Annotated in this window: 25 protein-coding genes; 9 read left to right on the top strand and 16 right to left on the bottom strand. The window is 61.9% G+C overall.

Translation table 11 applies throughout. The annotated features are described in order from the left end of the window. Positions 1–103: 103 nt before the first annotated feature. The 4 genes from MKZ91_RS05815 to MKZ91_RS05830 form a co-directional block, all read right to left on the bottom strand. Positions 104–544: a hypothetical protein gene (locus tag MKZ91_RS05815; protein ID WP_336168945.1), complete on the bottom strand. Its 441-nt coding sequence runs from the start codon at positions 542–544 to the stop codon at positions 104–106. A 275-nt stretch (positions 545–819) separates the two neighbouring features. Then, positions 820–2,205 (bottom strand): HAMP domain-containing sensor histidine kinase, encoded by a 1,386-nt coding sequence (locus MKZ91_RS05820; protein WP_336168947.1) that lies wholly within the window; start codon positions 2,203–2,205, stop codon positions 820–822. Then, positions 2,195–2,866 (bottom strand): two-component system response regulator FeuP, encoded by a 672-nt coding sequence (feuP, locus tag MKZ91_RS05825; RefSeq protein ID WP_034789361.1) that lies wholly within the window; start codon positions 2,864–2,866, stop codon positions 2,195–2,197. Before feuP ends, MKZ91_RS05820 begins: the two co-directional genes overlap by 11 nt. 135 nt (positions 2,867–3,001) lie before the next feature. Then, the gene (locus MKZ91_RS05830) at positions 3,002–3,256 is read right to left on the bottom strand and encodes a hypothetical protein (protein ID WP_336168957.1); all 255 of its coding nucleotides are present in this window, start codon (positions 3,254–3,256) and stop codon (positions 3,002–3,004) included. 948 nt (positions 3,257–4,204) lie between these two features. On the opposite strand from MKZ91_RS05830, the gene MKZ91_RS05835 reads away from it, so the two are divergent. Together MKZ91_RS05835 and MKZ91_RS05840 are read left to right on the top strand one after the other, a co-directional pair. Continuing rightward, positions 4,205–4,345 (top strand): hypothetical protein, encoded by a 141-nt coding sequence (locus MKZ91_RS05835; RefSeq protein ID WP_336168960.1) that lies wholly within the window; start codon positions 4,205–4,207, stop codon positions 4,343–4,345. A gap of 300 nt (positions 4,346–4,645) precedes the next feature. Then, positions 4,646–4,984, top strand: coding sequence for an MmcQ/YjbR family DNA-binding protein (locus MKZ91_RS05840; RefSeq protein ID WP_336168962.1), 339 nt, complete (start codon positions 4,646–4,648; stop codon positions 4,982–4,984). 110 nt (positions 4,985–5,094) lie between these two features. On the opposite strand, the gene MKZ91_RS05845 is transcribed toward MKZ91_RS05840, so the two are convergent. Beyond that, the gene (locus MKZ91_RS05845) at positions 5,095–5,562 is read right to left on the bottom strand and encodes a YcgN family cysteine cluster protein (RefSeq protein ID WP_336169392.1); all 468 of its coding nucleotides are present in this window, start codon (positions 5,560–5,562) and stop codon (positions 5,095–5,097) included. Between the two features lie 235 nt (positions 5,563–5,797). On the opposite strand from MKZ91_RS05845, the gene MKZ91_RS05850 reads away from it, so the two are divergent. The 3 genes from MKZ91_RS05850 (at position 5,798) to MKZ91_RS05860 (ending at position 9,302) form a co-directional block, all read left to right on the top strand. After that, positions 5,798–8,029, top strand: a complete 2,232-nt coding sequence (locus MKZ91_RS05850; protein ID WP_336168964.1) for a transglycosylase domain-containing protein — start codon at positions 5,798–5,800, stop codon at positions 8,027–8,029. Positions 8,030–8,176: 147 nt separating this feature from the next. After that, a complete protein-coding gene (locus tag MKZ91_RS05855) occupies positions 8,177–8,764 on the top strand; it encodes a DUF1214 domain-containing protein (RefSeq protein WP_336168966.1) in 588 nt (195 codons plus the stop codon). Beyond that, complete coding sequence (locus tag MKZ91_RS05860) at positions 8,757–9,302, top strand: DUF1254 domain-containing protein (RefSeq protein ID WP_336168969.1); 546 nt, start codon at positions 8,757–8,759, stop codon at positions 9,300–9,302. The genes MKZ91_RS05855 and MKZ91_RS05860 overlap by 8 nt, the downstream gene beginning before the upstream one ends. A 198-nt stretch (positions 9,303–9,500) precedes the next feature. Here MKZ91_RS05860 and MKZ91_RS05865 read toward each other — a convergent pair whose 3' ends face one another. The 3 genes from MKZ91_RS05865 to MKZ91_RS05875 form a co-directional block, all read right to left on the bottom strand. After that, the gene (locus MKZ91_RS05865; protein ID WP_336168971.1) at positions 9,501–9,674 is read right to left on the bottom strand and encodes a hypothetical protein; all 174 of its coding nucleotides are present in this window, start codon (positions 9,672–9,674) and stop codon (positions 9,501–9,503) included. Between the two features lie 366 nt (positions 9,675–10,040). Next, positions 10,041–10,337 (bottom strand): hypothetical protein, encoded by a 297-nt coding sequence (locus tag MKZ91_RS05870; protein ID WP_336168973.1) that lies wholly within the window; start codon positions 10,335–10,337, stop codon positions 10,041–10,043. Between the two features lie 133 nt (positions 10,338–10,470). Further along, positions 10,471–11,160: an SH3 domain-containing protein gene (locus MKZ91_RS05875; protein WP_336168974.1), complete on the bottom strand. Its 690-nt coding sequence runs from the start codon at positions 11,158–11,160 to the stop codon at positions 10,471–10,473. A gap of 296 nt (positions 11,161–11,456) precedes the next feature. Here MKZ91_RS05875 and MKZ91_RS05880 point away from each other — a divergent pair, with 296 nt between their 5' ends. Continuing rightward, entirely contained in the window at positions 11,457–12,527 is a 1,071-nt protein-coding gene (locus MKZ91_RS05880) for a DUF2336 domain-containing protein (protein WP_336169394.1), read from the top strand. A 204-nt stretch (positions 12,528–12,731) separates the two neighbouring features. On the opposite strand, the gene MKZ91_RS05885 is transcribed toward MKZ91_RS05880, so the two are convergent. The 3 genes from MKZ91_RS05885 to MKZ91_RS05895 all read right to left on the bottom strand — a co-directional run bounded on the left by MKZ91_RS05885 (position 12,732) and on the right by MKZ91_RS05895 (position 15,655). Next, a complete protein-coding gene (locus tag MKZ91_RS05885) occupies positions 12,732–13,091 on the bottom strand; it encodes a DUF1491 family protein (protein ID WP_336168976.1) in 360 nt (119 codons plus the stop codon). A gap of 61 nt (positions 13,092–13,152) precedes the next feature. Then, entirely contained in the window at positions 13,153–14,115 is a 963-nt protein-coding gene (locus MKZ91_RS05890) for a peptidoglycan-binding domain-containing protein (protein WP_336168978.1), read from the bottom strand. Beyond that, positions 14,087–15,655: a sensor histidine kinase gene (locus tag MKZ91_RS05895; RefSeq protein WP_336169395.1), complete on the bottom strand. Its 1,569-nt coding sequence runs from the start codon at positions 15,653–15,655 to the stop codon at positions 14,087–14,089. Before MKZ91_RS05895 ends, MKZ91_RS05890 begins: the two co-directional genes overlap by 29 nt. Before the next feature lie 642 nt (positions 15,656–16,297). Here MKZ91_RS05895 and MKZ91_RS05900 point away from each other — a divergent pair. From MKZ91_RS05900 to MKZ91_RS05910, 3 genes are all read left to right on the top strand, one after another. After that, positions 16,298–16,768: a DUF5330 domain-containing protein gene (locus tag MKZ91_RS05900; RefSeq protein ID WP_336168980.1), complete on the top strand. Its 471-nt coding sequence runs from the start codon at positions 16,298–16,300 to the stop codon at positions 16,766–16,768. Positions 16,769–16,953: 185 nt separating this feature from the next. Continuing rightward, positions 16,954–17,643: a hypothetical protein gene (locus tag MKZ91_RS05905; RefSeq protein ID WP_336168981.1), complete on the top strand. Its 690-nt coding sequence runs from the start codon at positions 16,954–16,956 to the stop codon at positions 17,641–17,643. Between the two features lie 182 nt (positions 17,644–17,825). Further along, complete coding sequence (locus tag MKZ91_RS05910; protein WP_336168982.1) at positions 17,826–18,248, top strand: SufE family protein; 423 nt, start codon at positions 17,826–17,828, stop codon at positions 18,246–18,248. A 284-nt stretch (positions 18,249–18,532) separates the two neighbouring features. On the opposite strand, the gene mucR is transcribed toward MKZ91_RS05910, so the two are convergent. The 5 genes from mucR to MKZ91_RS05935 all read right to left on the bottom strand — a co-directional run bounded on the left by mucR (position 18,533) and on the right by MKZ91_RS05935 (position 22,114). Then, entirely contained in the window at positions 18,533–18,964 is a 432-nt protein-coding gene (gene mucR, locus MKZ91_RS05915) for an exopolysaccharide biosynthesis transcriptional regulator MucR (protein ID WP_336168984.1), read from the bottom strand. A 402-nt stretch (positions 18,965–19,366) separates the two neighbouring features. Then, positions 19,367–19,726 (bottom strand): monovalent cation/H(+) antiporter subunit G, encoded by a 360-nt coding sequence (gene mnhG / locus MKZ91_RS05920; RefSeq protein WP_336168986.1) that lies wholly within the window; start codon positions 19,724–19,726, stop codon positions 19,367–19,369. After that, complete coding sequence (locus MKZ91_RS05925) at positions 19,723–20,085, bottom strand: cation:proton antiporter (RefSeq protein WP_336168987.1); 363 nt, start codon at positions 20,083–20,085, stop codon at positions 19,723–19,725. The genes mnhG and MKZ91_RS05925 overlap by 4 nt, the downstream gene beginning before the upstream one ends. Then, positions 20,082–20,555: a Na+/H+ antiporter subunit E gene (locus tag MKZ91_RS05930; RefSeq protein ID WP_336169396.1), complete on the bottom strand. Its 474-nt coding sequence runs from the start codon at positions 20,553–20,555 to the stop codon at positions 20,082–20,084. Before MKZ91_RS05930 ends, MKZ91_RS05925 begins: the two co-directional genes overlap by 4 nt. Continuing rightward, the gene (locus MKZ91_RS05935; RefSeq protein WP_336168989.1) at positions 20,555–22,114 is read right to left on the bottom strand and encodes a Na+/H+ antiporter subunit D; all 1,560 of its coding nucleotides are present in this window, start codon (positions 22,112–22,114) and stop codon (positions 20,555–20,557) included. The genes MKZ91_RS05930 and MKZ91_RS05935 overlap by 1 nt, the downstream gene beginning before the upstream one ends. Positions 22,115–22,121: the final 7 nt, after the last annotated feature.

Consider the following 22,121-nt stretch of genomic DNA (forward strand, 5'->3'; position numbering starts at 1 on the left):
TGTCATTCCAACTCGAAAACCCGTACTGACGGAGATTTGAGGCGTTTCGCCGCAAGGCGCAGGGCAACGAGGCCTGCAGACGTTTGCCGGCGCTTTCGATTGCTCAGGTCAGCGGCGTCCAGCTGCCGTCGGCATTGCGGCAGGCAGCACCGCGTGCCGTCTTCGGTTGACCTTTGACGGTCACCGTGTGGCTGTACTGACGGCAGTTCTGCGATCCGACCTGGTAGGGTGCGGCAGCGACGACCGAACCGTTCACGCCGCGCCCGACCCACTCGACCGGCTGGCCTCCAGGGGCAGCCTCAAGCGCGCGATACTCCGCCTCGAGTGCGCGCTGGCGATCGGAGGTCCCGATGTCGAGGTCCGCCAGCCGACCGATAACGCCACCCTGAAGTGCCGCGATATAGGCTGTCGATGACACTCCACGTGTCGCGGTCGAACCGAGGGCCGACGCGCCGCTCTTGCCCGCGGTCGTGCCGCAACCGGCAAGCGCCACAGCCGACGCAATCACCGCGATCCTGCCGCCGACGACAAATGCCCGTGTCATTTCTGCCTGGTTCATCATGATCCGCGACGCTCAACCATTTCTATCCGAAGCCGTGTTCCATAGCCCTATACATTCGGGCCAAACAACGACTTGTCCTTGATTTTCTTTTGGCATTCCCTGCCGGCCGAGGCAACGGCAGGTCCTCCATGTGTGACATTTTCGAGCACCGGTGTGTCACCAAGATCACGATGATTTCTATCGCGTGACCCAGATTGCGAGCATTGCCAGGCTGGAACCGCTGCCGAAGCAACCAGCACTGACTTTCCGATCCCCCTCTAAACCGCAGCCGGAAGGACCAGTTGCGCGCGCAATCCCCCTTCGTCTCGCCGCGAGAGCGCGATGTTTCCCTGGTATTCCCGCACGATTTCGCTGACGATGGACAGGCCGAGCCCCGTTCCGGGCTTGCTTTCATCGAGCCTCTTGCCACGTTTCATTGCGAGCGCAATCTGATCGGGATCGAGCCCCGGCCCGTCGTCGTCGACATCGAGCACGATCCACTGACGGCCGGGCTCCTTGGCGTGCACTTCGCTCGGCGCCGGCCGGACGTTCAACCAGACCTCGCCGCGGGCATGACGCGCCGCATTTTCAAGCAAGTTGCCGACGGTTTCCTCGACATCCTGCAGCTCCATCGCAAGGACCAGCCCAGGCGGGTTGATCGACAGGTGCACCTGCTTTTCCGGATTGAGCTTGCGCATGACGCGGACGAGCCGCTCCAGTGCCGGCTGGGCCTCGGTCCTCGCCAGAACCGATTCCCGCTGTGCGGCGATGCGCGCACGGCTGAGATAGGACTGGACCTGCGTCTGCATCGCGTCGACCTGGCTCCTGACCAGTTCGCCATGCGAGGCTTCAAGTACGCGCGCCTCATTGAGCAGGACGGCAATCGGCGTCTTCAGTGAATGCGCGAGATTGCCCACCTGCATGCGCGCGCGCTCGACAATACGCCGGTTGCTGTCGATCAAGGCGTTGACCTCGTTGGCGAGCGGCTGGATCTCGCGCGGGAAGGCTCCGTCGAGCCGTTCGCTCTCGCCGGCCCGGATCTTTTCCAGCGAACGGCGCACCTGGTCGAGCGGCCTGAGGCCAAAGAGAATGGTGAGCGCATTCACGCCAAGGCCGCCAAGGCCGAAGATGGAGAGCGCGATCGTCAGATTGCGGGTGAAGCGGTTGATGTCGGCCTCGAGCACGTCGCGGTTGCCGGCCACGCGAAAGCGCGCCGTGTGCCCCTGGATATCGAGAACGACCTCGGTCTCGGAGACTTCCACCTCGTTACCGAACGGATCCTTGGTGGTGTAGAACCGGACATAACCGGTATCGAAGGGCACTTCGTCGACACTTGCGATCGGCAGTTTTCCGTTGCCAAGCGAGGTCGAGATCAGGGGCGGCGTGTCGAATTCGCCGATCGGATCGACGATCCAGTACCAACCGGTCTGGGGCTGGGAGAAGCGCAGGTCGCCGAGCTGCGGACTGCCTGACAGCACCGTCCTCTCGTTGACGGAGATCGAATTGACGACGTTGAAAAGCTGTGCCCGCAACAGATCCTTGAAGCCGCGCTCCGAGCCCTGGCGATAGAGTTCGGAAATCACCACCCCGATCACGACGAGGGCGACGACGGCCCAGACGGTGGATACGGCCAGAACGCGGGCTGTGAGCGACCTAATTGCCATTGCCCGGCGCTTGCATTCGGTATCCGAGACCGCGCACCGTTTCGATCAGGTCGTTGCCGATCTTCTTGCGCAGCCGGCCGATGAACACTTCGATCGTATTGGAATCGCGGTCGAAATCCTGATCGTACATATGCTCGACCAGCTCGGTGCGCGATACCACCTGACCCATGTGGTGCATGAGATAGGAAAGCAGCCGGAACTCGTGCGAGGTCAGTTTCAGCGCCACGCCATCCACGGTTGCCTTGGAACCCTTGGTATCCAGTCGCACCGGGCCGCAGACGATCTCCGAGCTCGCATGGCCGGCGGCACGCCGGATGAGCGCGCGGATGCGGGCGAGAACCTCTTCGACATGGAAGGGCTTGGCGACATAGTCGTCGGCGCCGGCATCGATACCCGCCACCTTGTCGCTCCAGCGGTCACGTGCCGTCAGGATCAGGACAGGCATGGTCTTGCCGTCACCGCGCCACTTTTCCAGAACCGTGATGCCGTCCATTTCCGGCAGACCGATGTCGAGGATCACCGCATCGTAGGGTTCGGCGTCGCCGAGGTAATGCCCCTCCTCGCCATCATAGGCCTGATCGACGACGTAGCCGGCCTCCTTCAGCACCTCGGCGAGCTGCCGGTTCAAGTTGGCGTCGTCCTCGACAATCAGAATGCGCATTCGTCTCTACTTCCTCTTACGGCCATCCCTGCTGCCATTACGTCAAATCCTAGCCTATTTCAGGATAAAACGAGCAGCCATTCGAAGTGCTGCAGCGCCGCGTCTGATCAAGACGCGTGACGCTGAAGGGATAGCTTACATCGGCACCTTGACGGTTACCTTCTTCGGGCGCCCGCCGTTACCGGGAACGAGCACCGTGATCACGCACTGGCCATCGGACGTCGGCTGAGCAGACAGCAGTTCGCCGCCAGTGTCGGCAACGACCTGTGCGGCAGCCGCACTGCAATCGCCGGCCACACGAACGACAATATCCGACGGCACGCTGACCGCCGGCGGATTGAAGCCCGCGAGGCCTGCAGCAAGCGCGGCTATGATCACTGGTGAAGACATGAACGCACTTTCGACTTGGGAAGCATCATGGCAAGAAGCAATAAACGAACGAGGCTGAATGGCAAATGAATGTCGGCCTTTTGAGCCGCCAGCTGCCCATTCGACAACCCATCGACCTCACCGGAAATCCGACCCTAGATTGCAGTGATTCCATCCCGGACGAAACCCGGGACCGGGCCCCGTTCTGCTAACGATAGCCGCTTCCTGCGACAGTTTCACCGCTGCGGCTGCTGAGACAATAGGGCTCGCCGCTAGCCAGCCCTGGTTGCCACCTTGCGGAAATCAGTCTTTTGTTAAGTATGTTTCGCTAGAATTCAGAAGTCGGCGCAGGCGTGTCGACACGGCCAGGGCATCCGCCCCACAGCTCGTAGCCCGAGCGCTGAGACGGCACGTCGAGCAGGAAGCGATTCCCGATTCCTTTGAATCCCTTGATGGCGATCGTTCGAAAGTTGAGTCGGCACTCTGCGAAGTTGAGTCAAGTTGATCGCGTCCTGATTCCGGCAACCGGACTAAACCCCTTACACCCTTCGATTTCATTAACGATGACTTTCGCCACGCACTGCATGTTTGGTGGTCGTCGATAAAAGGAAACAGGCAGCAATTCAAGGGACACAGCGACCTTTGCGCGTCTAACAAGACGTGCGGCGCCGTAGGGCGCGAGCATGCCGACGTTCGGCACATCCTGTTGGCTCTGACTACGTGACAATAGACACTCACGCGCAAGACCAGACGTCCGCAAAATTACTTCAAAAGAACAGCCAATTTAGTCGCATCTGCACCGCCACATCTGTGAATTGACAGAGGGCTGTGGATCAACGAAAAATTAATCGATTTAAATATTTTTCAATCGTTTAAATGATTTAAGCCACTGATTTACAAAGCCTTTACGATGTGAAATTGTCCGCGACATCAAAGTTCATGAAACCGTCACAGACCCGGGAGGACCGAATGCAGACGCTCGCAAACAACCAGGCCGCATCTCAGCAGTCCAAGGTACCGCAATCGCTGCTCGACCGTTTCGAAAGCGAATGGCGTGAGATGCGCGCAGCGAGCCAGGCAGCGCCGAAACCGGCTCAGCCGGCAGAATAAGGCTGAAGTCGGTGGCGCGCTGACGCACCATCGGCTGCCATATACCCAAGGCACGATGCATCCGCTCGGCCGGGATCCGCTCCCGGGGGTATTGGCATTGGGGCCGGTCGGCATCGAGTATGTCGCCGGCTGTTTTATACCGGACTGTGCGGCGTACTCGCTGACAAGCCCTCCAACTGAGGACCGTTTGATCCGCACCGTACCATGATCAACGGCCGTGTTCGCGGCCGCATCCCTTCAATTTCTGTGGTGATTTTCAGCCTTTTTGCCATTCGGCAAAAGCATGTTACTCTTTCCGCCATGCTGAGCGAAGAGATCGAAAAACTGGCGCTGAGCCTGCCGGGCACGGAGGAGAATGCGCATTTCGGAACGCGGGACTTCCGCGTTGGCAAGCGTATTTTCATGACTTTGCCGGAAGCCGGTCGTGCTGTCTTCAAGTTCACACCGGATCAGCAGCGCATGCTTCTGGAAATGGAGCCGGGCGTCTGTGCCGCTGTTCCTGGCGGCTGGGGTGATCGCGGCTGGACTTCGCTTTACTTTGTCCAGGCGGACGAGGATCTCATTCGTCAGTCGATGGAAACGGCGTGGCGCAACGTCGCGCCGAAGAGCCTCGTCAAGAAGAACGGCGGCAGCCACTAGTAAGTGGCACCCTCCCCCGATCGAGCAGAGCCATCCTATACTTGGCGGCGCAGATCAGCACGCCAGGACCGGGCTCGCGGATTGATTGCGAAGCCGGCGCCAAGCCGCTCTCACTCCACGCTTTCTTCACCCACTTCCAGGGGCCAGGTCACGAGATAGTCCTCGTAGTCCTCGACATCGATACCGTCCTCGGCAACGGTGCGGCCGCGCACCGAAATGCCCGCCGCATGCACCGTCTCCGGATCGCCCGATACCAGCGGGTGCCACCAGTAGAGATCGCGCCCCTCGGCAACCAGCCGGTAGCCGCAGGTTGGCGGCAACCAGGTGATTTCGCGCACCGCCTTGGGCGTCAGCTGGATGCAGTCAGGCACCGTCGCCTGCCGGTTCGGATAGTCCTTGCATCGACAGCTCTCGCCGTCGAGCAGCGTGCATCGGATCGCGGTCCAGGCGATCTCGCCGGTATCCCAGTCCTCAAGCTTGTTGAGACAACAGAGGCCGCAGCCATCGCAGAGGCTTTCCCACTCCGCATTGGTCATGTCCTCAAGGCTCTTCGCCTTCCAGAAAGGCATTTCGCCCATCGCCATCACACTTTCGTCAAATCGGTCGCGCTACTGCACCGCACATCTATCAGACGCATAAGGGTCGCAGTAGCAATTTGAGTTGCTGCCTGTTTCGTCCTTTCAACGGCCACGCCCAAGGGAAACACGCAGCAGAGAAATTTCGCAGAAAATTGCCGGTTTTTTAAGGCCGGCGAAGCGATATGCAAGTAGATTGGAATTTGACGCCGTGCAAATATTACGCGGCGCCGGCATGATGCCACGAAGCCTTCAGGACGTTGAGACCGTGCGGGAACCGAGGAAAGACGATAACCGGCCGAGGAAGCGGCATATCTTTCTCAGGATCGACTCCTGGATCGATTCGACGGTCTGGAACGCCGGTTTCAAGCTGGCACAGTGGTGGGAAGATACCACCATCTTCTTTCGGCGCTTCCGCGTCACGGGCTGGAAAAAGGTCGTCTTCGAAATCCTCGGCGAGGGCATGACCTGGGGCACCGTCGGCTCGGTGCTGATGCTGGCTCTGGCGCTTCCGGCGTTTGAGGAAACCAAGGGCAACTGGCGCGCCCAGAGCGACTTCGCCGTGACCTTCCTCGACCGCTACGGCAACGAAATCGGCCATCGCGGCATTATTCACGAAGATTCGGTCCCGATCGACGAATTGCCTGACCATCTGATCAAGGCGGTGCTGGCGACCGAGGACCGTCGTTTCTTCGACCATTGGGGCATCGACTTCCTCGGGCTTGCCCGCGCCATGACCGAGAATGCCCGGGCCGGCGGTGTCGTCCAGGGTGGCTCGACGCTCACCCAGCAGCTCGCCAAGAACCTCTTCCTTTCCAACGAGCGTACGATCGAACGCAAGATCAAGGAAGCCTTCCTTGCCGTCTGGCTCGAATGCAACCTGTCGAAGAAGGAAATCCTGAGGCTCTATCTCGACCGCGCCTATATGGGCGGCGGCACGTTCGGCGCGGCGGCGGCGGCACAGTTCTATTTCGGCAAGTCGATCACCGACGTCAACCTGGCGGAATCGGCGATGCTTGCCGGCCTGTTCAAGGCGCCGGCGCGCTATGCGCCGCATGTCAACCTGCCAGCGGCTCGCGGGCGCGCCAACGAGGTTCTGACCAACCTCGTACAGGGTGGCCTGATGACCGAAGGCCAGGTGATCGCTGCCCGGCTCAACCCCGCATCGATCATCGACCGCGCCCAGGTGAAGGCGCCTGATTTCTTCCTCGACTGGGCGTTCGACGAGGTCCAACGCATCGCTCGCCCCTTCGCACAACATTCGCTGATCGTGCGCACCACCATCGACATGGGATTGCAGAACGCTGCGGAGGACTCGGTTGAAGCGAGCCTGCGGCAATATGGTGAAAGCTACCATGTGAAGCAGGGCGCGCTCGTCATGATCGAGAACGGTGGGGCGGTGCGCGCCATGGTCGGCGGACGAGACTATGGCGAGAGCCAGTTCAACCGCGCCACCCGCGCGCTGCGTCAGCCGGGCTCCTCCTTCAAGGTCTATACCTACGCTGCGGCGATGGAAAAGGGCATGACACCGGAAACGGTTGTCGTCGATGCACCGATCACCTGGCGCGGCTGGTCGCCCCAGAATTATGGCCGCAGCTATGCCGGCCGCATCACCATCCTGACGGCGATCGCCAAGTCGATCAACACGATCCCGGTGCGGCTCGCCAAGGACAAGCTCGGCACCGAACTGATCGCCCAGACTGCTAAGAACATGGGCATCGAGACCCCGATCCGCACCGACAAGACCATGCCGCTCGGCACGTCGGAAGTAACAGTGCTCGATCAGGCGACGGCCTATTCGGTGTTTCCGGCCGGCGGCGTGCGGTCGCGCCGCCACGGGATCAGCCAGGTTCTCAATTACGACGGCGATATTCTTTACGACTTCGGACGCGACGAACCGCCGGCCCTGCGTGTGCTCTCGGAAAGCGCCAACGCCTCGATGAACTCCATGCTGACGCAGATCCCGATCATCGGCACGGCCCGCAAGGCAGCGCTCGACAACGGCATCGTCGTCGGCGGCAAGACCGGCACGACGCAGGCCTATCGCGATGCCTGGTTCGTCGGCTTTACCGGCGACTACACGACCGCTGTCTGGTTCGGCAACGACGACTATACCTCGACCAACAACATGACCGGCGGCTCACTGCCCGCCATGACCTTCAAGCGGCTGATGGACTATGCCGAACAGGGCATCGAGCACCGCGCAATCCCCGGCATCACTGCGCCTCAACCTACGCCGGCCAAAGAGCCCGAGGTCGCAACGGCAAAACCGGATGAAAACGCGCTGCCGCCGCTCATCCGGCCACGCTCGCTGTCAACCGATGTCACGCGTCTGCTCCGCACGATCGGTGAGACCTTCGAAAAGGCTCCGGCGCTGAAGGCGCCCGAAAAGACCGGCGGCAGGCTCGCTGCCTTGGGCGCAGAAGAAAAGCAGACTGGACAGGCCGATCCCAATGCTGCCAGCAACTAAGGTCTCCTGGAAAGGCAGGCGGCTGCAGCCCTGCGATGAGGCGGAGAGCCGCTCTACCCTTCCCGTTGCACCGGACGTCGATTTCGGCGAGATAATGCAGTATGGCGACGGTAGGCCGCCGCGAGACAGTATCCGATAGAGTTGCCCTTGTTCCGAATTCCCCTCCTCGTCGCTCTCTGCCTTGCCATCGCCTTCGGCGGCGGCATTGCGTCGGCCGTTTGGGCGCTGAAGGCAACGGTCGGTTTCGGCGCGATTGCAATCGGCCCCTGGGTTGCCTTTCCCGACGCCCAGACGGCCAATGCCGACCCCTACGCAAAGGCGCACCGGGCGCGTGCCGGAGAACTCCTTTATGGCGGCGCCGAAGGGCTGATGTTTGTCGCCCAGACCGACGACAAGGGCGAAAAGCTCCAGGCCGCCTGCTCCTATGACGTCACCGGCCTCACACCACAGGCGCGCTTCTGGACGATCTACGCGGCCAACGCCGACGGCCTGCCGCTGCGCCCTGGCTCCGACCTGCCCTCCGCGCTCAACTCCTGGACGGTGCTGCGTGGCGAAAGCAGCAATTTCTCGATCCACGTGTCGCCGAACGCGCAGCCCGACAACTGGCTTGCCGTGCGCCATTCGGGCACTTTCCGCCTTGTGCTGACGCTGCTCGACACGCCGACCGCAGGCTCGTCGGGCCTGATCGATCTTGCCATGCCTGTCATCCACAAGACGGGGTGCGGCGATGCGTAGCGTGTTGTTCGTGTCGATCCTCGGCCTCGTCGGCGCCGCCCTCCTGCACATCATCATTGTGCTGGCGCTGCCGCAATTTACTGGCCGCGATGCCTATACCCGCGTGCTCGGCCTGCTTGAAATGGACAGTTTCTTTGCCCTGACAAGCACGCCGGGTTCAACCGGCCTTGCCAATGACGACCCCTATCTCAGAACGGCCGTCTGCAGCTTTTCGATCACCGACGGGCCGGCGCGCTTCCTTGCCAGCGGCAGCGTGCCTTTCTGGTCGCTTGCGGTGTTCGACAGCAATTCCAACGAAGTCTTCAGCATGAACGACCACACGGCGGTCAACGGCAGGCTCGATCTTGTCGTGGCGACCCCGATCCAGCTGGTAGAATTGCGCAAGTCTCCACCCGAGGCACTTGCACAATCGATCATGGTCGAGATGAAGGAACTGGACGGCTATGCGGTGCTGAGAGCGATGGCACCGGTCGACAGCTTCGAGGAACAGGTCCGCAACTTCCTGGCGGAATCGACCTGCGAACCGTTCCGGCGCTAATCGCCGGTAGTGCTAGCGCACAAAGGGGCGCCGCAACGAATAAACTTCACCGCCGGTTCGAAGCAGCGGGCTCATTGTTTTGAAGGATGTGGTGGAAGGGACCCGGACTTCGGTTCATCTGCGCGGGTTCGTGTGCACGCGGATCCAAGTGAACGCGCGCGGCCATCGCCGCCCGCCGACGCCGTCAGTTCGGCAGAACTACTGCTTCTTGATCCGACGCCCATCGGGTGCCGTCGGCTGCGGATCGCGGCCGTCGAGGCGCTCGTAGCGGATGCCGGTGAACAGAAGAACCTTGGCTCCGCCCGATATGGCCGGAGGTCTGCGTGGTGGGATGCGAACCTTGCGGTCTTGCATTCTGATCACGTCTGCCATGCTCGTCTCCACAACGTCTTGAGACGGATGAACTACCGTACAGATTTCACCCTGCCCGTTCTCGGGCCAGCGCATTTTCCCAGGTCTTGCCTGGACAGGCGCGCTTTTCTCGTTTGCTCCTTCTTCCGGTCGCCCGGATGTTGATGGTCTGGATCACACGATACATCCCGATGATAACGGGTCACGATCGATTGAGCCATAGGCTGGTTAACAGAATGCTAATACAACCGTTGCAACTCCAACCTGCGTTCATTATCTCTCCAGACCGTCCGCCGCGATGTATCCGAGGTAACATTGACGGCCTCCGATCGACCCGATATCGCCGGGGCCCGCCCTCCATACCGGGTCGCGGCCGAAGGTCCGCCGCTACCGCCGGGACAGAAGACCGAACAGGAAGGAAGCGCCGGCGACCACTGCCAGGGTCGACAGTGGCTCGGTACGCACCCGCTCGCGGACACGCTCGGCCAACAATTCCGCCTCGCTGTGAACGACGGCCTTCGTTCCTGTTCCGATCGCCGAAACCGCTTCCGTCAGCCGCGCGATTTCAGCGCGCAGTTCCGCAAGCTGTGCATCTACTTCTGCGCGCGCATCCGCGACGCGACTATCCGTATCAGCCTCGTTTTCGGCGACCTTCTGTACTGCCTGCAACTTCTTCTCCACCATTACAACGCTCCCTTGTCCTGCGCCCGATCAACGCGCCCGGTGGCGTTTGGTTCCGCCCGAACCGCCAAATCTGAGCCAGCAAACGCAAACGGGCGGCCAAGAGCCGCCCGTTTCCAATCGAACCGAACCGTTGTCAGTTCTCGCAATAGGGATCGTCGACCTGGCAACGAACCAGAGGCGCCGGTCGAGCCCCTTCGTAGAGGATTCCGTCGTCCTGGCGGACCCTGATGCCATCGCGGTCGCGATCGCGTTCCCAGTCGCGGCGATCCTCGCGTTCCGCTTGTTCGCCCTGCCATTCATCGTTGCGGCGCCGCCATTCCTCGTCGCGCTGCCGGCGCTCCCAGTCGCGCTGGTCGGCGCGGCGATCACGCTCGCGCTGGCGCTCCCAATCGCGGCGATCGCGACGGCCCTCGACCCAATCCGGTCCGCGGCGCCAGCGATCCCGATCGCGATAGAAGTCGCGGCCGCGATAGTTGCGGTCCCAATAGTTGTCGAACTGGAAGACCACCGTCGGGATTCCGAGCGGACGATAGTAACGCGGCTCGACATAAACGCGGTTGCGGCGATAGTCCGCCTGGACGTAACGCCCGGCGACCCAACCACGCCCGCCGTAGAACGAAACGTCGCACCACGGAAGATCGGCCAGGCATCCATGGATTTCGACCGATTCGCCGGCCGGGATCAGCGACACAGCCGGATACCGGGTGCTCGGGCCGGAGCGCATGTTGACATTGGCGGTGGCAAAGCCTTCCGCAGCCTCGGCCATCGCCGGGGCGACGAGGAGCGCGCAGACCGCCGCCGCGCGCAGAATAAACTTCTTCACAGTTCCATATCTCCCATCAGGAGGCCCCTCTTCAACTGGCCCCCAAACGTCGGCGGGCGTCCGGAGCCCTTCACCGTCGCCGCGATACCTCATGGCCGCATGTGGATTTTTTATGGCTAATGAAGAGGATGTCCCCGGGCAAATGGCCTTTTGACGATGATCGTGCCACACCGTCACCCGCCACGCAGGTGCCGCAAGCCTGAATAAAGCTCCAACATCCATAGTTAACAGTGCGCTAACGCTTTTCTTCTACTTTTTACGACGTGTGCCGTTCCGGATCACCGGCAATGGCGATCATGTTTTGCGTGCAGGGAATTATCGTGACGGATCGCTTTCGTGAGTTGGAAAGGCCACAGACCGGCCGCTTGAAGGACGTGGTCCTGATGGCAACCGTCACCGGATTCGAGAGCCTGCGCTTTCCTCGCAAATCCGACATGAAGCAGTTTGCAGAGCTGTTCGAACCGCTGTTCCTCGGTTCCAGCAACGAGGCGCGCCGGCAGGCGGCGGCCGCACTTTCCCAATGCCCACAGATACCCGAACCCGTCGCCGCCCTCATCGGCGGCATGCCGATCTCGATCGCCGCCATTTTCCTCACTCGCTCGCAGGCGATAACCGACCGGACGCTTGTTGCGATCATCCGTGGGAACGGCGCCGAGCATGCAGCAGCGATTGCCCGCCGCGCGGCCCTGTCGCCTCTCGTGATCGATGCGCTGGTCGAACACCACAATCCGCCAGGGCTCGCCGCCCGTAGCGGAGCCAAACACGCCGCGCTCGAACAGAACGCGCCTGACGGCGAAACCGCGTCAAGGCGTGCAGCCCGCGAGGAAGCGCTCCGACGCGAGATCAAGGCATTGGCGCGGACAAGCGCACAAGCTGCGCACCCGGCGCCGCCGTCCGCAGCAATCGGCGAGGTGCATGCAGCCCTGCTCGTGCGCTTTGCCCGCAGCGGCGAACTCATCCTGTTTTCACGCGTCCTTGGCGATGCGCTCGGTGCACACGACCTGCAGGTCGAGCGCATCCTGCTCGACATTTCCGGTCAGCGGCTCGCAACCAGCCTGGTCGCGCTGGAACTCGCCCCGGCCGATGCCGGCTTCGTGCTTAGGGCGCTCTATCCGCATCTGAGCGAACCTTTCGGCGACACGAGCCATGCCGAAGCCCTGATCGGCGCGATGGACCGCGAGCAGTGCCGCGAGCAGCTCGAGGCCTGGCTGGTGGCGGATGCCGAGGGCGAGGCCCAAGCCGCACGCCACGAGACCTATTTTTCCGACAACCCGGCCAACGATTCACGCCAGGTCACGCCACACAGGATTGCGGCGGCTTCCGGCTATGCCACGCCACAGCGGCTCTTCGGCAGGCGGCGCGGCTAGGCCGCGGCGCTTCGACCGGCTAAATCCGCATCCCAAGGCGCGCGACGATCGTCTCGTCAGGACTTTCCGGTTTCGTCAAACCGAAGCGAGCTCACGCAGATTCCGCGGGCTTTAGACGCGCGCCTGTACATAGGCTGCCCAACGGTGCGTGCCGTGGCTCCGGCAACGTTGCGTGCCTGACCGCCTCACGCTTGTTGCCGCGATCTAGGACCGCCCAGTCCCCTCCTCGGGGACAACCTCGAAGAGGTCGCCATGATCGTCCAGTTCGATCTCGACGATCCAGCAGTCCGGGTCGAACCGGATCTCGCTCTCAAGTGCTGCGTCAACCCGCTCGCCGTCACTGTCTCGAAGCCTCGCCTCGAACTTGCGTCCGACATCAGCCTCGTCATCGAAGTAATTCTGCGGCGCGGGGGCAAATAGTGTCTCGGTTCCGAGCCGCGTTCGCTGGCGGATGAAAATCGCGCCGGCCTCTTCCGCCCCCTTGCGCAGCACAGCCGCATAACCGCCGAGCGCAAAGGCACGGCGTAGCAGGGACGAGACGAAGATATGGGACTTCAAGCGCATGACAGCCAGATACACGGGCTGGCCGATGCAGGCAAATCCTGACGCTCGGAACGGGCGCGCGTCACAGCGCGCCGATCTCCTTGAGCTTCTTCAGAACCTGGGGATTGGGTTCGCCGGTCTGCGGCAGGCGATAGTGCTTTTCAAAGTGGCGGATCGCCGCGCGCGTCTGCTCGCCGGCAACGCCATCGACGGCGACATCGGCATAGGCAAGGTTGCTCAACCCCTTCTGAATGTTCAGCACCAGTTCGCTCGAAGCCGGAATCTCGGCGCGCGGGATCATCTGGCCGTCCTTTTCGGCGGAACGAATGGCAGCGGCGACCGGGTCTACCGGCGCGCCTGCGTCCTTCTGCTCCTGATAGGGCCTGCTGGCCGGCATGGCGGCGGCGTGCTGCTGGCCGGCGACCCGAAGCGCCTGCAGCAACTCGGCGCTGGCCTCCCCTGTTTCGGTGCGGCCGGCCCGTTGCTCGAAGCGCAGGATCGCGGCGGCCGTGCGTGGGCCGTTGCGCCCGTCCGGAACACCCTCGTAGAGACCGATCCTTGTCAGTTCCTTCTGCACATCGGCGATGAGTTTCGCATGGGCCTGATCCGGCACACTCGCCACACGCTCCGGCGATGGCTTGTCCGACGACAGGTCCGCCGACGCCTGAGCAATGACATCCTCGACGTTGTCCGCCTTGACCTCGCCTTCGCGCTCGATGACGAATGTGGTGACATTGCGCTGCTCGACGTCTTCGCCCTTGGCAATGGCGATCCGTTGCGCCGTCTCGGGGCTGACGAGCGGAACCCGGGTGCGCAGGAGCGGCGATGGATGGATGCCATGCTGATACCACATGGCATTGGCCGCGACGAAAGAGAACACCACGATGAACGCAGCCGAACCGCCGGAGACCAGCGGATGGCGCGCCATCAGGCGGCCGGCGAGCCCAACACCCTGTCCGGCAAGGGCCAGCCCGCGCACGGCCAGGCCGGGCGTACGCTGCGCGGCCTTCCTGCGTTCAGGCTGTTTTCGCTTGCGCGGCGCCATATCCCGGTTCCTCGTTCACACTTGCGTCCTCAAGCCGCCCTCCTTCGGCGGCCGGGCTCACGTCGCCGTCGCGCAAGCGCGGCGGAAACTCAACAGTCACCGACGCACTTTGCTCGTCGCGCTCGGCACAGGCGATGCCGGAGCCGTCGCGCGGAAGCGTGACGACGATGACGGTGCCTTCGCCCTCGCGGCTGCGGATCGAAAGGTTGCCGCCGTGAAGCGCAACAAGGCCCTTGACCAGCGAAAGTCCGAGGCCGGTGCCTTCATAGCGGCGGGTATAGTCATTCTGGATCTGGACAAAAGGTTGACCAAGCAACGCCAGCTTGTCGGCAGCGATGCCGATGCCGGTGTCGCTTACCGACAGCTTCAGCATTGCACCATCAGCTTCAGCATCGATGGTCACGACGCCGCCGTGATCGGTGAACTTGATGGCATTGCCGACCAGATTGATGAGAACCTGCTGGAACGCGCGCTGATCAGCGTTGATTTCGCCGACGCCGCGGGTCACGCGGCTCGCCAGCTTGACGCCCTTTTCAGCCGCCTGATGCGATAGCATCGCCTCGCAGGCGGCAACCGCCTCGGCAACACGGAACGGCTCCGGCATCAGTTCGTAGCGCCCTGCCTCGATCTTGCTCATGTCGAGCATGGTATTGACGACCGAGAGCAGATGCTCGCCCGACTTGTGGATCAGGCCGACATATTCGCGTTGGCGGTCATTCTCGAGCTTGCCGAAGTATTCGCCGGCGAGCACGTCGGAGAACCCGAGGATGGCATTGAGCGGCGTGCGCAACTCGTGGCTGACGGCGGCCAGGAAACGGGTCTTTGCGTCATTCGCCGATACGGCTTCCGCTGTTCTTGCCGCTGCTTCGGCGCGCAGCCCTGCCTCCTGCGAGACGTCACGCGACTGCGCAAGAATCGCCGTCAGGCGGCCATCGCGATCACGAAGCGGCGCCAGTTCGCAGGACATGAAGACAAACTGTTCGCCCTCGATCGGCAGCTTTCGCCGTTCGATGCGGATATCGACCGTCGCCCGGTCGCCACCCTGCCTGAGGATATCGATGGCGCTCAGAAAGGTAATGCGGTCGGAAACGTGGATCTGCTCGATGAAGCCGCGGCCCGAGGGGTCACGCATCAGGCTCAGATGCTCGGCGGCGTCACGGCCGTGAACCGAAACGACGTTGCCGCGCAGGTCGTGCACGGTCACAAGACCGGCGAAGAGGTCATAGGCTGCCGACAGGTCCGCCAATGCGTTGTCTGCAGCAACGGCTGCTTCGGCCCCCGGCGCCGGGCGGCGCGCGATGGCGACGGCCGCAACCAGCAACGAGGCCGAAGCCCACAGAGCGGTGCCGAGCGGAAGGGCGGAAGACACAGGCATGGCGAGCGACAGCGCGAGCGGCACCACCGGAAGCGCCGTCAATGAGACGGCCGCGATCGTGCGCAGGTGCTTGGCCTCCCGGTGGCTGGCAAACGACGAAGCCTCACGACGGGGCAGCCACAGGGCCGCGATCTCGTCCACGCGGGACGCCCATCTGCCAGCCATGTTACGCAATACGCTCACGCTTTACCCTGCTACAATTGTTGTTCTTGCGAGGCTGGTTTGATCGTTTTCCGCTTCGTGCGGGTCGCGATTCAGATCGCCTCGGGACATGTCGGAATCTCGCATCCCCGGCTTAATGAAAGAATAAACGCGACCGTGCCGGAACGGCGCGAAACGGCGCAAAAATCCCGTTTTGAAGCAAAACGAGCGACCTTCATTTCTTGTGGTTAACGGGGCGTAAGCAACGGATTTCTGTGCATTTTCTGCACACTGTTAACGATTGTGGCGCGCCGATTCGGTGCGATTGCCGGTGCTTTCGGGCTTCGCGCCCCGGGCTTTGCCACGAACCTTAACGGCGAAAGCTAAAATGCGACACAAATGCCCGACAAAGCACGCAAGACGGCCATTTCATTAAAATTTGAAGCAAATGCCGGGCGTTTTCGAAAAGGCGTCTTGTGATTCCCGGCCTAGTGTCGACCTCAACAAAGGGCCGGGTGTCGTTTGAAAACGCCAACCGGCCCCGAGGGAAATGACAGCAGCGTGAACGGGTATCAGGGGATACAACGGCGCTGGCGGATGCCGAAGGTGGAAAGACCGGCTAAAAGACCGGTGGGCCTAGGCAGCCAAACGAAGGATGGGCAGAACATGTGGTTTCTCATCAAGGCGACATTCTGGTTTTCGCTGGTGCTGGTGCTGCTGCCGTTCCTCGATCCGTCGAGCTCCCAGAAGCTTGAGCATGCACCCAAGGTAGAGCTCGGCGACACCTTCTCTGCAGCCAATGAGGCGTTCCAGTACATCAGCGCGATCTGCATCCAGAAGCCCGAAATCTGCGAGAAGGGTGCTGAAACCTTCGTCGCCCTCGGGCACCGGGCTCGCGAAGGCGCCCGCATCGCCTATGAGTTCCTCGACACCCAGTTTGCTGAAACCGATGCGACCAAGCCGGACGCCAAGGTGATGACCGGTACGGTCACACCGGCGATGACCGGCACGGTCACAGCGGCCGCCCGTGTTGCCGACCAGGCTGCCGAGGCAAGCACGATCGACGCCGAACCCGTCTTCAAGCGCACGCCGGTTCCCGAAAAGCGTCTCGATCCGAAGGCCGCTGCGGCGCAGTAACGGCGCGCGGCTTCACCCACACCATTGCCTGACTTTACTGCCTGACTTGCCGCCCGTTGCGGCCGCCGCGAGGATCCCATCCCCTCGCGGCGTTTTCTTTTTAGGCGCAACCGCTGATCGCACCAGAGCCAGCCACGCTCAAGCCATCGCTGCTTATGTCCACGGCCAGACGAGCGGAGGCACCTATGCAGATCTATGGGCTTTTTTCGAACGCGGGCGCGATGAAACCGACATCGACCGCTGCGTCGACCGGCGGCGACGCGATTTCGTCCGAGCAAAAGGATCCGGCATCGCTTGCGACGCTCCTCGGCGCCGATACGGAAAGCTCGGCGACCCGGGCGGCCACTGCCAAGAAAAAGCTCGACGAAATCAAGCAGCAACTCCAGGCGCTCCGCTTCTGGGCGTCGGATCCCGACACGCTGGCGCGACTTGCCAAACAGCTTGCACAACAGCTCGGCTCAGCGGCACAGCAGCTTGCCGGCAGCGGCATGACTGGTGCGGACGGAAGTATTGCGGCTGTCGCCGGCATCGCGACGGCCGCGTCGCAGGCGAGCAAGGCGCAGGCGGCTGACGTCACCAGCGAGGCGAACGGGCAGACGAGCTTCGTTGAGCGCGCCTACCGCGAATTCGCTGAGATCGACGCGCGATCCGGTTCCGAGGGGCGCATGGTCGACGAGTTCAAGAGCGTTGCCGAACAGTTGAAGCAAGTGTTGCGAAAGGCGGAACAGGATCTGCGCACCGAAGGCGCTGGACGCGACGCCGACGATGCACGCAGGGCAAGCCACGTCTTGTCGGCAGCGATCGGCAGCCTCGATGGATTTGGAACTGGCCTGGCCGCGCTGGGCTCTGCGGCCCCGTCAAGCGTTTCGATTTAGCCGCACTGCGCGCAACAACGACGACGGGAGCAGCAATTCGCGGTTCTCAACGACGTCGCCATCACCTATATGGGGTCAGACGACCCGGCGGCCGAGCGACGGCAGCCGGCGCTCAATGGGACGAACATCGTTCGCGGCAGAGGGCCGCAGGCGTATAATGCCCTGACAACTGGACCCGGATCATGACGACGCTTGACCAGATCATCGACGATTTCGCCTTCCTCGAGGAATGGGAGGACCGGTATCGCTACGTGATCGAGCTCGGCAAGGCGCTGCCTGAAATGCCGGAGGTCAAGCGTACCCAGGAGAACAAGGTCCAGGGCTGCGCAAGCCAGGTCTGGCTCGTGACCCATACGGGCGGAAATCTGGAAGACCCGGTGCTGACCTTTGAAGGGGAATCGGATGCGCACATCGTGCGCGGCCTCGTTGCGATTGTTCTCGCGATCTACTCCGGTAAGCCTGCCTCGGAGATTGCCAAGATCGATGCGATCGACACTTTCAGCAAGATCGGCCTGATCGAGCATCTCTCGACGCAGCGTGCCAACGGGCTGCGCTCGATGATCCGCAGGATCAAGAACGAGGCAAAGCTTCGTCTGGCTGCCTGACAGGCAGCCGTCCCTTCCGCTCACCGATACCAGCGGCCGATGCTGGCCGCCGTCGAGAATTCCGCGCCTTCCTTGCGCGTCCACGCTGGAAGCGTTGTCGCAACGTTCTGTGCCGACAATATCGGGCCTCCCAGACCGCACTGAAAGCCGGATCAGTGAACGCGTGCGGGACCCTTGACGCACAAAGGCCGGACGCTCTGGCCCGGCCTTTGTGATTGAAACTCTCCACCCTCGCAGCCGAGCCGCCCTAAAGGCTGCCCGCTTCCTCCTGCGAAGCCTTACGCTTACTTGCCGCGACGCTTGCGGCGCTGGCCGAGGCCCATTTCCTTGGCAAGGCGCGAGCGCGCTTCCGCATAGGCTGGCGCGACCATCGGGTAATCGGTCGGCAGGTCCCACTTCTCGCGATATTCTTCCGGCGACAGGCTGTGATGGGTCATCAGGTGACGCTTGAGCGACTTGAAAGTGCCGCCACATTCCAGGCAAGTGATCTGGTCGTCCTGGACGGACTTGCGAACCGATACGGCCGGCTTCGGCTTTTCGACTGGGATCACGACCGGCGCCGGTGCCGCTGTGTTGTTGAGCGCCGAATGCACATCTGCGATCAGCGTGGGAAGCTCGGCGACCGGAACCACGTGATTGCTGACGTAAGCGGCAACAATTTCCGCCGTCAGTTCAACCAGAAGTTCATGGCTCGCGCCAAGCGCTGTTTCAGTCATTTCTTTCTCCTATCGGACTTCAGCACAACCCGAAACGGCGTCTCGGGGGAGGAACGCTTGCAACAGTCGTCAGGAAGCCTTCGCTGCCTTGGGATAGACCATCAAGCGCAGCAAGGACAAACGCTTGCCGCGATATCAAGAGTTGGAATTTTGATTACGAAACCTGCTGCCGAGTCACAGGGACGACCGAACTCTCTAAGCAACAATCAACATACACAACTCAAGCTGGAATTTCAGATCAAAGTATTTTCCACGACGACACTTTACATTTACTCGATTAACATCACTGCGCGAAAAGTCCAAACATAAATTTAGCGCTAGTTAGCAACTTTATCTCCAAATTGCTAAATTGGCCACACTGCATCGCAAAGTTCTGAAATACAGATTCAGAAATGCTGTCGATCAGCGACGACCTGGCTCTTCTTTTTGCGGAAGCTGATCTATGACGGACAGCTTCGTAAGTCTGTATCCAGCCTGGTGAGCGGCTTTTGCCAAGAGATGAGCCGATATAGGCGCAGTCAGGACAAAGAAAAAGAAGCCCGCAAGTGCGCGAATCAATATAGCGGCGTCCAGCGAATGCACACCGGCTGCCAGAAGCAGCAGGCCCGAACCAATTGTTCCGGCCTTCGAGGCGGCATGCATACGGGTATAAAGGTCCGGGAAGCGCACGATGCCGATCGCGGCAAGAAGCGAAAATATCGCCCCCACGACCAAAAGAAGCGCGACCAAGAGATTGAGCGCGGTTTCCAAGAACGGAATCATCGGCGTCCTCCCTTGCGCCTGCGCTGCGTTGCCCTGGCCTGGGACGCGCTAACGCGCTCGGCACCCGCTCTCTCGGGTGAAAGGCCACGCGCCAGGATGAACCGGGCAAAGGCGACGGTTGCTAGGAAGCCGACGAGGCCGAGCGCAATGGCAATGTCGATGTAGAGATTGAAACCGGTGCGGACGGCGACAACGGCAATCAGACCGATGGCGATTGCCACCAGCATGTCGAGGCCGAGCACCCGATCCGGCAAGGTCGGGCCGCGGATGATGCGCCAGACGGTAATCAGCAGTGCAACCGACAGTACGATAAATGCGAAACCGGTTGCGAAGGCTTCGATCTGGTCTGGCAGGCTCATTCGAAAGCCTCCTTGATCCGCCGTTCGAAACCATTGGCGATGTCGCGCCGCAGGCCGCCAGGATCAGCGCAATCAAGCGCGTGCACGTAGAGCGTCTTGCGGTCGTCGGATACATCAACCGACAGGGTCCCCGGCGTCAGGGTGATGAGGTTGGCGAGCAACGCAATCTCGAAATCACTCTTGACCGTCAGCGGGTAGGCAAAGATGCCGGGTTTCAGCACCATCTTCGGCTGGATGACCATCAGCGCCACCTTGGTCGCCGAGATCGCCAGCTCCTTGAAGAACAACGCCGTCAGCAGGAAAAGCCTGAAAGGGCGCACCGGATAGGCAACGGGCTCAAGCTCGCGCCGGATCAGAAAGAGCGACAGGGCACCGACGGCAAAACCGAGAACCAGGTTAGCCGGCGTGAAACTGGCGCTGATCGCCCCCCAGATCGCGGTGAACACGAGGTTGATGGTGAGGAACTTGATCACGGGGCACCTCCCGGAAAGACCGAGTTCAGATAGGCCGAGGGTTCGGCAAGCCCGGCCGCAGCGCTCTGGATGGTCGCGAGCAGAGGCTCGGGGTAAAGGCCGATCGCCAGCGCCAGAAGCGTCAGGGCGGCGAGTGGCGCCAGGGCAGCGAACGAGACTTCCGACGCGGCTGCGGCTGTGTCGTTCACCGTATCGCGCCAGTAGGCAAGCAGGAAGAAGCGGCCCGTGGCAATCGTCGTCAGGAAGCCGGTGAGCAGCAGGACCGCAGCCAGCCACCAGGCGCCGATATCGAGTGCTGCCTTCACCAGCATGACCTTCGGCCAGAACCCCGAAAACGGCGGCAGGCCGGACACGGCGAAGGCGAGCATCAGCGACAGCGCCGCGAAACCGGCATGGCGGCGGTAAAGGCCGGCAAGCGCAGACAGCAAAAAGCTGCCGCCAAGCTTCGCTGCCACGCCCGAGGCGAGGTAGAGAGCCGTCATGACCAGCATCGAATGCAGCGCGTAGAAGATCGCCCCGCCAATTCCACCTGGCCCACCGACGGCAACCCCCGCCAGGATCGATCCGATGCCGGAAATCACGAGATAGCCGAGCATGCGGCGGAAGTCGGACTGCGCGAGCGCACCGAAGACGCCAACGAGCATCGTCAATGCGCCGGCAATGGCGATGACAAAGCTCAGTTCCTCGCGTTCGACCGGCAGCAGCATGACGGTAACTCGTATCAGGGCATAGATGCCGACCTTGGTCAAAAGGCCGGCAAACAGCGCCGAGACCACGACGCGTGGCGTGTGGTAGGAGGCGGGCAGCCAGAAGTTGACCGGAAAAGCCGCAGCCTTCATGCCGAAGGCGAGCAGGAACATCGCCGTCAGCGTCATCAGCGGCGCCGTGCCGGCGAGGCCCTCCGCCTTGCTGGCGATGTCGGCCATGTTGAGCGTGCCGAAGCTCGCATAGAGGTAGCCTGTCGTTACCAGAAACAGCGTGGTCGCGACCAGGTTGAGGAAACCGTACTTCACCGCGCCGTCGATCTGCTCCCGCTCGGAACCGAGCACGATCAGCCCGAAAGACGAGATCAACAGCACCTCGAACCAGACGTAGAGATTGAAGATGTCGCCGGTGAGGAACGCGCCGGAAACACCGGCCATCAGCAGCATCAGGAATGGGTAGAAACCATATCGCCGGCCGCTGTCGTTGATATCGGCAATCGAATAGATCCCGCCGGCAAGGGCGACGACGGAGGCGGTCAACGCAAAGAGCGCCCCTGTCAGATCGACCGTAAAGGCAATGCCGAAGGGCGGCAGCCAGCGCCCCATGACCATCGTCACCGGGCCGCTTGCAAGCACGTGGCGAAGAAGAAGGACATCGATGAGCACGAGCGCCGCCAGACCCGCGACGGAGACAAAGGGGTGCCAATCGATCTTTCGGCGCAGCATCACCAGCAGTGCGCCAACGGTCAGGCACCAGGCGACCGGGAGGATCACCAGCCAATCGGCCGCCGCGACCGGCTCAAGCACGAGCGCGGCGGCAAGGTCAGCGGGGGGAGAAGTTGAAACGGCCATGGGTCAG

It is taken from the genome of Ensifer sp. MJa1 (assembly GCF_037026475.1).
In the GTDB taxonomy this organism is placed as follows: Bacteria; Pseudomonadota; Alphaproteobacteria; order Rhizobiales; family Rhizobiaceae; genus Ensifer.